Here is a 16,932-nt window from a genome sequence, read left to right as displayed (position 1 = left end):
GTGGGATATCCATGTTGTTTAGAAACGCAACTGCAGTCTTGTGTTTGTTAGTGCCATTATCGGGTTTTGCAGCTAACGAACCGTCGCAACAAACAGAATCGGTTTATCAGGCCCTACAAGATTCGGCTTACAAGAAAGCATTAGGGCTGACACAACTCTATTTTGGTGTGAACGCTACCTTAGATGAATTCACCCCCTCGGTTGCTGGCTCTTTTAGAATGATTATTAAGGTCAATGGCAAGGTAGAAGAGATGTACTTGCTGAGTGATCTTCAGAGCATCATTAATGGGCAGTTATATAGCCCCCTTATTGTGAATACTGATAGTGCGCACGGCATTAAAGCATTAACGACGTATGCAAAGCGTAATCAAACAATAGATGAGGCTCGTAACACTGTGCTTGCGTCAGCTAGAAACTTACAAACATCTTCACCAAAAGAAGTGCTCACACAAAGAACCGCCGCTATGGATATGAACACCGGCTTTGAAGATATGAGCAAACCATCAACCATAGGTAAGACGCCGCTCAGTAATACTGAATCCAGTGGGATAAGCCCTCAGATGTTTGCAGATATTCAGCACCTAAAAAGTGTTAGCTATGGCGAGGGAAGCAAACACATTTACTTGTTTGCCGATCTTAATTGTAGCGCGTGCATGGCTGCTGAGCCGACATTGCAAGAACTAGCTCGCGGGGGTGAAGTCACTCTGCATTATATTCCCGTAGGCATGCTTACCCGCCCCGAAGATGAAGGGAAAGATATAACTGACAGCCAAGCGAAGGCGATGTACACCCTAATCCCCAATAACAACAGTGGTAGGCAGTATTTATTCGACAAGTTATTAGATCGGCGCCCTGTTACAGACCTCATCAAAGAAGAAGCGGCACAAGAACTTAGAAATCGCGGTTACAGCGCGATGAAAGCGAATACTTTGATGTTTTTCAAGCTTCCTTTACCGGCTACTCCCTTAGCCGTTTTTACTGTTAACGGTATTCCTCGCTTCAAAGCTTTAGGCCAAGCATCTCTTAGAAAAGCTTCGTTAGATTCGCTTATTGAAAGCATTGACTCACAAAAGAATCAAGCACAGTGAAAGGCTATTGGGTAACCAATTAACTTTGCATTTAATGACATCTCATTGCTAAGAAAAGTTGAAATCATGCCAGTCATTACAAATCTAGATAATGCAGCTTTACTTTCTGCCGAAGCAGACTGGGAGCCGGTATTTAATCATCATCTCAATGATGTGCTTGCGCTACCGCAAGTCGCCAATGGCACTGTAAGCGAATCACAAGCTAATAAATGGCTTGAAGTATGCGCTAAACACATGAACGCCATTGAAGTACGTAAGGCCATCCACGCAGCTAAGGGACTGTCAGACAGAGATGTGAGAGCCTTATGGGCTTATGAGCATAATGAATACCAATCCAAGTTTCATGCTTCAGAAGTTTATGCTTTAAAACAACTCAAAGCGGTTGATGTTCCCGATCCCACGGACAGGGATACGCTATTAGCCGAGCAACTGTTAAGCAATTTAATTATTGAAAAATATGAATTGGAACGGGTCAGCTTGGCAAAGGGAGTAACGGAGACATCCAGAAAGCCAAACCTCTATCAATCTAGTCCGCTGGTGGCAGAGAACAAAGCCGGCAGGGCAATTCAATTAGATGTGAAAGTAAATTTTAATCAAGACGTTACTCAATCCGATCTAATTAAACATCATGTAAAAATACTTAGCCTTTTAGAAAGCCAAGTCAAAGTCGCATCCACATTTCAGTACAACATCCAAATAAACCCTGATGAATTACGTTTCATTACCAAATTAGCCTCATCAGGTAGTCAAGGATATGAAGTGGCCATGCAGGCACTTCGTAACCTCGATGAGCATGACTTAGATATGCAAATTCGAAATGAAAAAGTGCTCTGTACACGGGAAATGTTCAAAGACATAAATTCGCTTTCCGTAAAGCATTGGAATTCCATGATGCAAGGCGAATCACTGAATTATCAGCCTGAAGAAGTAAAGCGACTGAATGGCCAACAAGAAAGTGTTTTTCAGCCATTGGCGAAAAAGTATGCCGCTGCCCAAAGACTGTATAAATCAGCCGAAGCAAACTTTGAAGCGTCACGTTCTGAATTAATTGAAGCGGTAAGCCATTTCGGCCAGCCCCAAAAGTTAGATTCAGTATTCGACTTAGTAAAAATAGGCAAGCGTGAAGAATTAGATTCGGACCGCGTGTTGCGATTTCTTGATAGACAAAACATTCCACGCGAAAACTACTCTAGAACTAGCTACGACATCGATGGGTTAGTGAAAGCAGCAAGAGCGAGAGGCATTGATACAAGTGGCTATCAAACTGTCGGCGCGCCTATTAAAGAGAAAATGCTTACCACCCTAGAACTACTGGGGGGCGACTCAAAAGAATTTATGAACCAATCCAACCATATCCATTTCACTGGCCAATCTCGTGGAGAAGTGCACGAGCGCATTTCAAATCTGGAAGAAAGCACATCTCGCGCCATAGAAGAGGCCACCACCAGCATTGCGAAAGAATTAACCAATCAACCACAACTAGATATTGATGGGTCAATCGACCTAGATAATTCGATGGAGCAGAACTAATGAAGAAAACTAAAAACGCCATCATTCAAATTACTGGGTATAACAAAGACAAGGGTAGTATTTATGGTCTACTGAAAGGTAAGCCGGAAAAGCCTATTACTTTAGTGTTCAGTCGCCATTCTAAAGCTCGCAACTTTATCGATGCCTTTATTGATGAAAGCGCTAAATCCCACGCCCCTATTGGCTCATTCATTCATGCTCGTAATTTACGTAAACTAGTTGAGGATGGTGAATTTTATGCAGCCACCAGTGCAAATTTACTCTCGAAACCTTCACAACCCAACAAAGCAGTAGTTGCCCCTATTAAGGTGGACGCAGAATTCACGCAACTCACGAACAAAGGCACTCAAAAGACATACGATGTCTTATTTGCTAGCGTATTGGATGAAGAATATGAAAGCATCCGTAAACTCAGTGAATTAGAAAACGCCATGCTTCGTGCTCTCGATAAAGAAAGCCAATTTGGTGAAAGGGCGAAACGTGGGGCACTTATCAGAGTTGGCTATACCAAAGCTAATGGTCAAAAGCATACTATCCCAATTGAATTTGTAGCCCCTCGACAAAATGGTGTTGAAGCGGCAGTAAAAGAGTTCGTTAGAAATTCTAAAGAACTAAAGAATGCCTTAAATACTGCCAAAGATGCCCTTCAAAGCCCTCAAGGAATATTGGAAATAGCAGGTTATAGCCGAGTCATAATTAATGATTTTGGCAATAAACAACGTAGTGAGCGTCACCGCAACAACACAGCTTATGTTGAAGACTCAAAACGTAGTCGTCGAGCATACACTTTAGCAGCCCTTAGCTTTTCGCCTAAATATGGCAACATTAATGAAATACACGTTTTCGATACTAAGGAAAACTCTGTAGCTGGAACGGTAGGTGTGCATGGTCACGACACCTCAGCTTTTTACAACATTGAATATCGAACTGAAGCTCAACAACAAGAGATTAACCATCAATTTCGCTACCCTTTGCGCTTTAGTAATCATCTTAACAGCACCGGTAAAATCACCGGCGTTAAAGTTTCTGGAGATGAGTCTAAATTAAAACAATTTGAAGATAGAATTATGAAGGCTGTCGAAGGGATAACACCCATTAAGACCGCTAATAAGCCAGAATATGTCTTCCCTAAACAACATCGCCAACAAGTCTTAAGCTCACTTTCTGATTTACTCGGCACACCGGCTATTTATAGTGAAACAACGCCTATTGATAGTGTTCGTAACGATAAGTTTAGAGTATCAGGCCATACCGATGTCGCCCCGTTTAGTGGCAAGCTAAAAGCGTTAACTGAAAAGTATCAAGGAGAAGTATTAAGTGGAGACTTCTATTTTCCACTTGATAAGCGCTTAGATGTTGAAAGCGATTTGGCCGAGCTTCTAAACCAGCCATTGAAACAAGCTTACACAGGCCCGTCCAAAGCCCCACGTTTGTCGTATGCAGAATGGCTAGACGACAAATATAACGGTAACACACATCACATGATGCAAGATCTAGATCGTGAGATAAGTGATGTTGCCGACCAAATGGGGATTGATTGGAGCAAGACGCAACCAAATATTATTATGCCTCCCCCTGGCTCTAACATGGTGCAATTTAAAGGCTCAAAAAGCGTCTGGACGTCAAACACTAAACACGCAGGTTCAGCACAGATTATCGCGAGTAGTGGCTACCTTGCTAGTGAGAACAAAGCCAAAGGTAAAACAGAAGACCTGCTTACGATCACCCTTAAGTTCTACAACAAAAAGATAGATTCAGGGGCAGGTGAAATTTCGTTTAACAGTTTCCATGCATTGCTCGATAAATACAATCTGGACATGGGCCGTGGGTATAGTCAGAAAAACGCGGAACAAAAAGAAAAGCAGCGTTTGGAGCGTGAAAGCAATTTAAAACGCCAAAAAGAGCGTTTGGAAGCTAAACGTATAGCTGATGCCAAAAAAGTCAAAAGTGATGTTAAAGATGCGCAGCGAATGTGGGAAACAGCGCCTAAAGAAACTGGAAATAACCCGCAGCTTATAAAGAGAAAATTAAGTGAAGCGACAGGTTTGTGTGATGTTCGTCGCCTCGATGGCCGCAACCCCGCCTTTATGTATGCCATCTATGATATGAAAGATAACTTTGGTGGTTTGCAAAAAATATACGGAACGCCGTGGCAAGATGAAAAAGGGCGCTCTATGAATAAGGTTTTCAGTGCCAGCATTCCATTAAGCGATCCTATCACGGGGGAGAAAACAGGGGCTCACGGACGCATCGGGCATGATGATGGCAAATCCACTATATATGTTGGTGAAGGGTTCAATAACACATTAACCGCAGTCTATCTTGCTGGTGGTTATGGTGTGGTTGGTCTGAATAAGGATAATGTTAAGCATGTTATCTCCATGCTTCGTAATAAATATCCTGAACGCCCAATTGTACAAATTGCAGATAATGACTGGGAAAACGCACTCGGGAACGTCGGTTTACTATCTGCTATCGAAGCGTCATGGGATAGTAAAGTTGGTTATGTTCTACCTAGCTTTGGGGAAAACCCTGAAAAAGGGTTGAACGACCTCAGTGACCTGTATGTCACCCAAGGGGCATCAGAAGCAAAAAGACAATTAAGCGAAGTTATCGCGCCGCCTTCCACTCTTCTTGAATATCATACGCTCATCGTTAGGCACTCCGGTGACAAAGACTTACAAACAAAAATTGATACTGCTATTTCGGCATTAGAATCTGAATATGATGAAGACGATATCAAAGCTTTTGGTCCCAATGGGATTGAAGCTTACTTAGCAGAGCAAAGATTGAATGGCGCCGCACAAAAGGTGGTATTAGCGAAGCCTAAAACTCCCGAGGAGGCACCCGAAAAAAGCACAGTAACACCACCAGCGAAGGCACAACCTATTATCAAAGAAATGGTTACTGCTCAAGCTCAAAAACCACCGGCTAAACCTATTACTGAAGCTAAAACTTCACCAACTCAAAAGCCTGCTGAAACCGTGACCACTACTGTGACACAGAGCCCACCATTAACTGGCATTGATTTCATTGAAAAGGTAACAGCGAAAACCAATACAGCATACCTGCTATTAGTAGACCATGAAGGTAAACACCACGATAAAATTAAATCAGCCAGTGCAAGATTAGCCCAAGGTCGTGCACCTATTTTCAACCAAAAACTGAAAGGTTTTATCATTCCTTTCGCTCAGAAGAATCCATTAGCGGCTGCTCTACATGAACTAACGGGCGCACCACAACTATATTTTGGGATGCCATATGATAAAAGCGCTACAGGGTTTGTCATTCGAGGGGATCTAACTGATGCAGTTAGAAATACAGTACAAAAATCATTGGGCCAAATCCCATTTCGTTACGATGCAAACGAACACGGCATAGTGGTTGAAGACGAAACAGCCATTAATCTACTTAAGCCTGCATTAAAGCACCAGCTGCATAGCCAGAATTCACCAGTGTACTTTAACCCTACTGCTCCAAGAACTTCTGACGTATTACTCAACGAAATGCAGGGCGTGAGTCAGCAACTTAATGTGTCCGTATCTCATATCAAAAAGGCAAACGCATTAATTAAGTCTTTTGATATAAATATGCCTTCTGACCAGTATTGGTTAGCCGCCTTTTACGCTAAAAATGCACCGAAATTTCAGCACCTAAATGGCCTTGAAAAACACCAAGCAATACTGAAAGAAAGTATTGAAGATGCATTCATAAATAACGGTCACTTCTTTGAAGACGATAACGATTTAATCGCAAGGGCGACAGCTTTCACCCATGTAGCGAAGCAATTAGATATGTTGTCTGATCAGAACATAGAGCCGGAGGTGAAGGCTCAAGAAGTGCCAGTAAAAAAGGACAGTAGTGAATTACCTGCCACCTCAAAAGAGGAAGAGCAAGCTACAGAGGAAGTTATACAGGAAATAGTAGCACCAGAGGTTGTAGAAGCCCCAGCTAGTGTTACGTATATGACTCCACCGACTAAACCCACTGCCCCAGCTCCTGTCTTAGTAGATAGTGATGAACAAGTATCACTGCTGAACACTGAAGCTGATATTGCCCCTGCCAGTGCAGTCGCTCTATTGGAAAGCGAAACACCGTTAACTCCTGAAACTGAAATAGCCACACTTGAAGAACAAACAGTGGTTGCACTTGAAGAGCCTGAGCTTGAACAAAACGACGATATAGAAGCCATTGAAGCTGAGCCCGCTGTCATTGAATCAGTAACAGAACAAGACTCAGTTGACAGAAATGCTATTGAGCATGCAGATAGCGAGACACTGACGGCACTGAATGAAGAAACAGACCTTTTTAATATTGATGATGTGTTATCTGATTTTGCTGAATTTGAACCTAGCATAGGCATTGCTGATTTAGATTCTGATAAGGCAGGTGAAGAACAAGCACCTATTGAATTCGAGTTAGAATCAACTTCTGTGAGCGCGGACAGTGATGCAGAGGGAGAGATAGCAGACTTCTTTGATTTAGAACCAAGTCTAGAGCTGAGTGATATAGCGCCTAGTGAAAACGATGATACGGCAAAACAAGCTAGTGAAGGTAGCTTAGAATCAACCCCTGAGAGCATAACTGGTGAAGCAACAGAATCTAACACCTCTTCTGAATCGGCTCCTTTGAATGACGCCGATAACGAAGATTCTATCAATGCAGAGATGCCAGTCTCTGGACTTGCTGAGCCAGTAGAGCCACAAATTGCGGAGAATTTACCCAATGAAAGTGTTGATAGTGAAGTTTTGCCAAGTGCACAACTGACTGGTGATGCACTCGAACCAAACGACCTTGTGACACCCCCTACGAATACATTTTCAGAGCTACATATCAATGAAGTTAATCCTGATGCTGTGTCTACCGAAAGTGAAACAGACCAGAGCTTCGAGGGTGAAATTCATCCTACAGAACTCGATACGGTTATTCCTGAAGCCGAGGTTGAAGTAGTAGGAACGGAAGTCGAAGAAGGTATAACTGAAGATGCGTTGATAGACTTCATGTTTCAAGATTTATTTCCAGACACACAAGATGTTGAAGAAGTAGTTCAAGTAGCCGACACAATGGAGTCGACGCCACTACAACCTGAAGAAACTGAAACCACTGCGCCCGAGGTTGAAGGTGAGACTGTTGCGATAGATGATGCTGTACCAGCAATCGAAACAGATGCTGCACAGCGTTATATGAGCCTGATTGAGTATATGAATACGATGGCTGACAACGGGTTTACCCCTGACGAATTTGAGTCAGACTGTATTGAAATACCTGGTATGCCGTATTTTTCTATCGAGACGAAAGAAGTCGACACCCAACAATTTAACGCCGATGTAATGGCTATGCGTCATAGCTTAAACGCTAACGCTCCAAAAACGTTTATCGACACATATGTAGGTGAATACATTAAGGCGGCAAAAGGCCGTATGGATACGGCAGAAACTTACACAAAAGCATTCCTATTAATTAAGGGAGAAATGGAAGACAAGCGCTTTAGAGAATATTTTCGTGGGGCGAACAAACTTAAAGGCCATGAAAGCGGCCATGCTTACATCGAAGACGGTAAGTATAATAAGGCATTATTTGAAAGTGACCTTGACTACGTTCATGGTACCACTGTGCTTTCTCAATTTTACAGACAGATGGCCGCTCAAGTTTTTGGCAGTAAGAAAGATGAAGGCAAACAACTGCTAGAAAAGGTAATTAATGAAGCCAACGAACAAAGTGAAAACACGCAATATTTGCGCGTACTTTCAAATGAAATATTGGTGTTATCAGTCACGCAAGTGGGTGACTCACTCACTGTAAAAGGACAAGCTCTCACCGACAAGGAACTAGAAAAGTTATCTGATTTACCAACTCAATTACGTGAAGAAAGTGAAGTAGATACGCTTCGGAGTGAAGATAGCGCGCAATTATTAAAATGTAAGTTTGCTCGTTATGGAAATGTTTATTTAATCGGAAATAATGGCAGCTATACAGCGTCGGAAGATTACACATACGCTTCAGCTCGCTTTTCTTCAATGCTGCCCAAGGTAGAAGAAGTCGCCCCCGCTACAGACTCTCAAGTAGCACCTACTCCCTCTAGCACCTCTGAGGCAAGTAAGCTGGTTAACGCCATCGAAAAGCCGTTACAAGATAATCGATTTGCAGAGTTGAAAGAGTTGTTAACCTCTGCGGTAGAGTCAGAAATGACTTATGAAGAATTTCATCAGATGTATTTAAGTAAAGAAGCGCTAGATGTGTCCCCTTATCATGATCCTAGCGGCACGATGATTGATAGCGAAGCCATCAGAAATGACTTAAAGAAAAATAGCTATACGTCAGTCAGAGCCCTCTACAACACATTGAAAAAAGAGCTCAACTTAGATAGCCAAATCCGAAACGATGAAATCGTGAGTGTCGCTGGAATTAACCCTTCCCAAAAAGACAAATTGAGTACGGCAATCAGCAGTTTTGACTTACTACCACGCTTAGCCGTAGATTCAAGTTCAATCATGCCATTCGCTCAATTCATTAACACGCCAAGTGCATTGGGCCCGATTAACGAAATACAGGCAATTTCATACAGAGAATTAACCAGTAAGGAAGCTATTGATAAGTATTCATTAGCTCAATTCAAACTGTTTGCAGAAATAAACCAAGTCAAAGGGTCGGAAAGTGTAGAAGATAAGGCAGCACTTGCCACCATCATTCAAGAGAACCTTACACACAGAAGTACCATTGCTTTATTAGATGAAGGCTCGCTCTCTGCCCTACCCCCTGAAGAATTGGCGCAAATGGCCGCTGCACTTCGTATTGAAAGTACAAGTTCACCTGTCGTTACAGCTCGTAAATTACGTCAAGAAGCTAAGTCTTTGCATGATTCTTCAATCGTTAAAGTGGCACAACTGAACTTTGTGGCAACGATAGCGCATGCTCAGGACGCGGGATTGCCCATATCTGGTCGAATTTTAAGAGAAGTTGATGCTTTCACAGGGGGCGAGCTTGAAAGCGTTGCATCCCGTGTGGAAGAGATTAACGCTAGGCAAGACCGTGAGGCATTTATCAATACATTGGCAAGTGGACTTCAAAGTGTCTCGTTATTGGATTTCGATACACGGGTAGACATTCGAGCCGATGAATATGAAAACCCAATCGTAGTGGGTATAGAGAACCCGAAGTATGTTTCAAAAGGTCGCTTTCATTATGCAGTATTGGGTGACACCAAGAAGGCACATGAAGGGCTACTATTGCCATCTGATGTGTCCTATTTCACTGTACTTTCTGATCGAAGTATTGGTGTAGCTCGCGCTATTGAAAACGAGTATTTATCAACATATAGCCTCGCCCCATTAAATAAGAATGCTGTTGAGTTCTCTTTAGATGCGATTGATAGATACCTTTCTGATGCAGGTCTAATAGGTGCCAATAATGACGAAGGCGAATCGTTAATTATCGCTAAACAAAAGGACCAATTTACGTGCTACCAACCAGGCGCGGACGAACCGGTAGCAATCTACAATTCTCTGTCAGAACTAAGCGATGCAGTTTTAAGCCAAGGGCTAACCTATTTCAGTGTAGATTCGATAACGAATGATTTTGGCATTAAGCAAACACTATCTATCCATGAAACATTGGCCTTAGGCGAAAGCTTTAACGAGCAGAATATAGATGAAGTTGTAGAAATATTGGGTGAACAAAGTGCGACGAAAGGTTTGTTTGCCAATGAGAAGGTTAATTTCGTTAAGGAAAATTTGCTATCCACGTTATTAGGTGATTATAAACAGGCATTAATCAATAACGACATTGCAGAAAGACCAGCATGGTTCTCCCAAGTTGAGGCAACAATCACCGCTAAAGCAACGGCAACAACACTAGAAACTAGCACGCCATCGAAACCAGCAAGCCAACAAACAATAATGGTCGGTGATCGTATTGCGACACAGGATGGCAGTGTTAAAGGTAGAATAATCCTGCTTGCCGAAAATGAAGCTTCTGTTGTACCAGAATGGCTTTATCAAGCGCGTAATGAAGGCAGTAAGCTGCTTTCTTCACTTCCGTTATCTTTCTTTGAAAACGTCAATGCGAATGCCTTTTCTGAAACCGTGCAACTTAGTGATTTAAACGTCGATGTTTTTGAAAAATACTCCCCCGCTAACGTAGATGGATTAGAGAATTTAAAGAATGCCCCTGACGCAGATATTACAACACTTGCGATCTTATTTGGTTTAGAGAAATCCGAAAAACCTGACGCTTTAAAACAGCAAATAGAACGTGAATTTGACCTACGAATGATTGCTCTAGAGCATTTATCTGGTTTAGTCGATGAAGATACCACGCTGAATAAAATGGCTTCCGCTGGTGTTAATCTTAAAGATAGTGATGCGGTAACGAAGTGGTTTACGGATGCCAAAAAGCTGACCGCTAAACAGTTGTATGCTTTCCGTTATGTGAACCTACTTAAAGAGTGTGAACGTTTCGGTATGACACAAAAAGTCGGCCTTGTTCATCAATTAGATAGTAAGCAGTTAGATAATCTCCATATTGTGCGCCCCTATGACGCTGAGACCATTATTTCAGTAGAGTCTAAGGATTACGCGTACTGGCGTGACACTATTCAACTGGATGAGGATCACCCCCTCTCTATAGCGTTTGTTGACGGTGATGTCATCGTTACACCTGTTCAGCCAGCAATCGAGGTTGTCGAAGCTAAACGTATTGATGAAGGCACTCCCCTGCTTACCGATAATAAAGGGCAAGTAGAAGTAGTCACCGTACAAGGTTATAGCGATAACGGCACCCTTCAAGTCATGACCGATGAAGGCCAAATCCTCAACCTAACATCTGAATTTGTTGAATATGATGAAGCGGCATTTGAAAGCATTAAAAACAACTTAGGGCTAAATGAAGATGGCGCGTTCATCACCATATTGGAAAAGGCGGTACAGAAAGCCGATCAGTTAGCATTTCCCGAAAGCGGATATGCTCAACTTGCCATTGCAGAGCTTGAAAGCGTGATGGATTTGCGTTTAGGCGAAGGGCATTTATCCCAAAACGATTTAAATCTCGGCACATCAGAAAATACACCAGCTTATTTTGATAAAAACGGTAAGCTAATTGGTACTGGTGAAACGATTGAAAAAGCTATTTTAGCTACCCAACCTGATAAGGAACAAAATGATGAAATATCTGGAGTTTCAGCAAGAGATAACAATGCAACTGGGGGCAATGCACCCCGAACTGGCGATACAGTTAGAGCAGTCGAATCAAATGGAAGCAGAGATGAAAGTTCTCTCTCAAAGAATGGGGGAGTTGTACGAAACGAACCTACCAATCTACGAGCAGCAGATACCGAAGGACGTAGACCTGACGGACATTCTGACGCATTGGAATCACCTACAAGACGCGAGGGAACAAGCACTCCAAGTGTCATTGATGAGCTTGATGGCAGAATTCGAAGCACGCCATTCGACTTCACACAGCAAAGCGCTTTAAGTACCTTCTCTCTCAAAGAGAAATATCAGCATAATATCGATGCCATTAAAATTGTAAAAGAGCTCGAAAAATCTGAAAGAAGAGCCACGCAAGCGGAAGTTGACGCACTCGGTAAGTACTCTGGTTGGGGTGGTATCGCAAAGTACCTAAGTTATTGGGAGTACAATAAGCAGCAGCAAGAATTAGAGGAATTAGTCACCCCGCAGGAGCTTGCGGCTATCAAGTCTTCCACTAATACCGCATTTTTCACCCCCGTACCTGTCACACAAACGGTATGGAAGGGATTGCACAAGATGGGCTTTAAGGGTGGAAAAGTTTGCGACCCCTCAATGGGTACCGGCAATTTCTATGGCCTCATGCCTGCGTCTCTTGCCGATAAGTCCTCATTATCTGGTGTTGAATTAGATAGCATAACAGCAGCCATTGCTAAACACCTTCAACCCGACGTGAAGATCACAAACACCGGTTACGAAAAAGCTGTACTGCCAAATGATTACTTCGATGTCATCACTTCCAACATTCCATTTGGAAACTTCAAGTTGCATGAGCCCGATTACAATCACTTAAACTTGAGTATCCACGACCATTTCATTGCCAAATCGTTGGACAAGTTGAAACCTGGCGGAATGGTAGCTTTCATCACCTCTACCTATACAATGGATAGCCGTTCGACAAAAGCAAGAGAGCACTTTGCACAAAGTAGCGATTTAGTTAGCGCCATGCGTTTACCGAATAAAGTCTTTAAAGAGCATGCAGGCACAGAAGCCAATGCCGACATTCTGTTTTTTAGAAAGCGATTCGACCATGAAAACCAAGGCAATACGTCATGGGTAAATACCGATTACTTCGACAAGCTGAATTACGGCGAAATCTTTATCAATAACTATTTCCTTGAAAATCCAGACCGTGTAATTGGGGATTTAATCGTAACTAGTGGCCAGTTTGGTAAAGAGCTGGGTACGAGTTTTACTGGTGATATACAACGCGAATTAGATGCTCAAGTAGCAAAGTTACCTGCTAATCAATTCACACCTAATGAGCCAATAACCGCGGTTGAAGTTAAAGCAGATCCGAAACCAAGCCCAGATATTGAAGCGCTATTACAACCACACCATCGGGTGGGCAGTTTGATGGTTGTCGACAATGACATTTATTGTCTGCAACGCGAATGGGATAGTGAGCAGGAGGCGTATCGATTAGCGCCACAAGCTTTTGAATATAGGGAGAGCAACAAAGAGCGCTTGATGTCGCTTATCGAGCTTAGAGATGCCACTCGCATGCATATCGCTATTCAAGTCGCGAAATGTTCAGACGAGGAATTTGAAGCATCCGCTACCAAGCTAAACAACATCTACGATAGCTTTGTTAAACGCTTTAAAGATGTATCGGCCACCTATAACAAAAGTGTATTTAAGTCAGATCCAGATGCGATGTTAATTTGCGCACTTGAGTCAAAAGCACCGAACACAGGCAAAACAATAAAAGCCAATACGTTTACGCAGCGCACTATACAAGCCAATCCTCCACAACCGGTTATCAGAAGTGAAGATGACGCTTTCTTAGTTTCATTAAGCCGTTTTGGCTCATTAAATCCTGACTATATTGAACGTGCCACGGGTAAGAGCATGGAAACCCTATACAACGAACATGATAGCTTGTTCATCGAACCTCAATCACAATCTTATGTTCACGCGAGCCAGTACCTTTCTGGTGATATGGCAGATAAATTAAAACATGCGAAAGCTGCCTTAGAGCTAGGTGAGGATTACGCCACTAAAAATATCAATGCCATCGAAAAAGCGTGGCCAACGCCAATCAACTTTGGGGATATTAGATTTAAAATTGGCTCTCAATGGATGCCACATAGCTACCTCAAAGACTTTGTTTACTATCTAGGCACCGGTAATGAACCGCGTGATGACAACGATGTTAAAGATATTCACGTTGGCAAGGTCGCAAATCTGTGGGATATCAACGCCAGATATAGCTTTACCAGAAAAAATGAAGCGAAGTTGGAAAACGAATGGGGCACGTCTGAAATGTCGGCGTTAACCCTAATAAACAAACTTGCTAACGGTGACAAGATTGAAGTTGCTGTGACCATAGATGGTAAGCGAACTGTCTTAGCTGAAGAAACGGCAAAAGCAAAACATATGGCTGATACTATCCAGACAGAGTTTAAAGCCTGGGTGGGTAAAGATCCCGAACGCAGGATTGCAATTGCAGAGATTTACAACAGTACCGTGAATGTTATCAATATGCCGCAATTTAATGGCAGCTTGATCCAATACACCGGACTTAACCCTAAATTTAAAGGTAATGATTTTGAACCAAGGGAAAAACAAAAAGATGCCTTAGCACGCTATCTTGTCGATAAGTCCGTCCTTTTTGCTCACGGTGTTGGGTCTGGTAAATCGTTTGAATTAGTGTCTTGTGCGAGAGAAGGTCGTATCGCCGGCGTGCATAACAAGGCAATGATTGCCGCACCTAATAATGTTTATGGCCAGTTGGCTAGAATGTTTCAAGAACATTATCCCTCAGCAAATATTCTTATGATGGATTCAAAAGAGCTTTCTGCGTTAGGCCGTAAAGAAGTCACCGCCAGAATAGCAATGAAAAATTACGATGCCGTTATCGTGCCGCACTCGTTTCTTAATAAACTCGCCGCGCCAAGTGAATTTGTTATTGGACAGCTTGAAAGGCAGAAGGGGGAGCTTTCACATGCAATCTCAATAGCTGAAGGCATAGGGGGTTATAATTTAAAACGTAGCGAGAAACGGCTTAAAAGCTTAGAAGCTAAAATTGAACGTCGGCTTAAGCAAGAAAACAAAGATGACATGCTTTATATCAATGAGCTGGGTATTGATACCCTCTTTATTGATGAAAGTGACAACTTCTTGAACCTGCCCACCCCCAGCAACATGTCTCACGTTGCGGGAGTAAATACGAGTGAATCGGATAAGGCTACTAACTTACTGTTTATGGTTCGTTATCTTCAAGAGCAAAACAACGGTAACGGGTTGGTCCTTGCGACGGGTACCGACATTAGAAAATCAATGTCTGATATGTACACCAATCTCTATTACTTGATCCCCAATGAGTTAGAACGAATGGGCATCCTTGATTTTGATAGCTTCATGTCAACATTTGGTGAGGTGGTTACGGCAATTGAAGCGTCACCGGAAGGGACTGGCTACCGTGAAAACTCTAGATTAGCCAAGTTCAATAACCTACCAGAACTCGCAAAGCTATATCGCGTAGCTGCTGATGTTTTAACAACGGACGAATCCGGCGCACAAAGACCGCATGCAGTTCGTATCCCTGTTCAAGCTGATGGTGGCGAATTCTTCAAACCATTTATGAATGATATAGCCCTAAGAGCTAAGTCATTTAGAAATGGGGCGAAGGACGAAGCATGGTTTAGTATCCAACATGATGCGCAAAAAGCAGCATTTGATTTGCGTATGATAGATGCACGACTACCCGCTGCTGAAAATGGCAAAATCAATACATGTGTTAGAAACATCGAGAGCGTATTGAAAAATGCGAATACTGATATGCCGGTCACACAATTGGTGTTTATAGACCGATACGTCAACCCGACTTCGCAAGGATTTAGCCCTTACGATGAGTTGATTAATCAGCTAGTTGAAAAAGGGGTATGTAAAAGGGAAGAGATAATCACGTCTCGGGAAGTCGACACCGAAAATAAAAAGAAGGCATTTGAAGCTGCTGCTAATGAAGGTAAGTTTAAAGTAATTATTGGTACAACAGAGCGCTTTGGCGTTGGTAACAACATCCAAACTTACCTTAAAGCAATGCACGAACTTACTCCCCCGTGGAACCCACGAGAAATTGAGCAACGTTCTGGTCGTATTGAGCGCACAGGTAATAAACATACTGACCTTTCAATGTACCGGTATAGCACTGAAAACAGTTATGACTTATTTCAGTGGGAACACATTCGTCGTAAAGCACTTTTCATTGCGCAAACTAAAACCGATCCAAATTCAGCACCGAGAGAATATTTGGAAGAAGTCGATGCGAACTTTGAAGAAATGATGGCAATCGCCACCGGCAACCCATTAATCAAAGAGAAAATCGATTTGGATAGGAAGGTAGATGAACTGGAAAGGGCCAGACGGCTTGCTCAAGATAAACAAGCTGACGCAATTTCTCGTATAAACATGGCGAAAAAAGAAATTCGCCATGCGGATAAGGTCATAGATTTTATCGATAAGACTTTGGCCGTAACAGCTAAGAACAGCGACAATATCGATTTAAATGGCGCCTTTGTAGATGATGCTGACACTATCTTGAAAGCTTTGAAAAAAGCACGAGATGTCGCAGTTAAATCGAATGAAGATTTCATTGAAGTAGGTACGTATAAAGGCTTGCCAATCTCCATTGATATCATTTATCAAAAAGAAAAAGAGATGCCTATCTTAAATGCAATGATAAATGTAGATGGTGTTGAGAGGTCATTTTGTGAAACTAAACACATTTCGCATGTAGCTAGAACTTTGATGGATATAGAGACTACTTTTGCAAAAGTAAAAGAAAAATCCATTAAAGAGAAAGAAGACCTCGAAAAACGTATTGGTACTTATGAGCCCTTAACCGTCATTTCTTTTGATAGGGAAGATGAATTGAAGAACAGCTTAAAACGTCAAGCCGAGCTTCAAGCTGAACTCGTTGAAGTAGCAAATGAACAGAAAGAAGAGGAAGTCGCAGATTGGAAAGAAATACTGAATGGCCATATTGGAAGTTCAGAAACAAAGGACTTTGGTGATTTATCCGAGTCAATGAGCCTGGATGACTAAAACAATCTGGATATAGCGAC

The 16,932-nt window shown here is 42.4% G+C and carries 3 protein-coding genes; all 3 read left to right on the top strand.

Features of this window, described 5'->3' with window-relative positions; genetic code table 11:
- Positions 1-11: 11 nt before the first annotated feature.
- Positions 12-1,088 carry a DsbA family protein gene (locus AVL57_RS20190; protein WP_061093690.1) on the top strand — a complete coding sequence of 359 codons (1,077 nt, stop codon included), beginning with the start codon at positions 12-14 and terminating at the stop codon, positions 1,086-1,088.
- 66 nt (positions 1,089-1,154) lie between these two features.
- Positions 1,155-2,618, top strand: a complete 1,464-nt coding sequence (locus tag AVL57_RS20185) for a hypothetical protein (RefSeq protein ID WP_061093689.1) — start codon at positions 1,155-1,157, stop codon at positions 2,616-2,618.
- Positions 2,618-16,912 carry a helicase-like domain-containing protein gene (locus AVL57_RS20180; RefSeq protein ID WP_061093688.1) on the top strand — a complete coding sequence of 4,765 codons (14,295 nt, stop codon included), beginning with the start codon at positions 2,618-2,620 and terminating at the stop codon, positions 16,910-16,912. Before AVL57_RS20185 ends, AVL57_RS20180 begins: the two co-directional genes overlap by 1 nt.
- The last annotated feature ends 20 nt before the right edge of the window (positions 16,913-16,932 follow it).

This window comes from Alteromonas stellipolaris (assembly GCF_001562115.1).
Lineage (GTDB): Bacteria > Pseudomonadota > Gammaproteobacteria > Enterobacterales > Alteromonadaceae > Alteromonas > Alteromonas stellipolaris.
The sequence above is the reverse complement of the archived record's forward strand: the minus strand, read 5'-3'. Positions and strand labels throughout refer to the sequence as shown.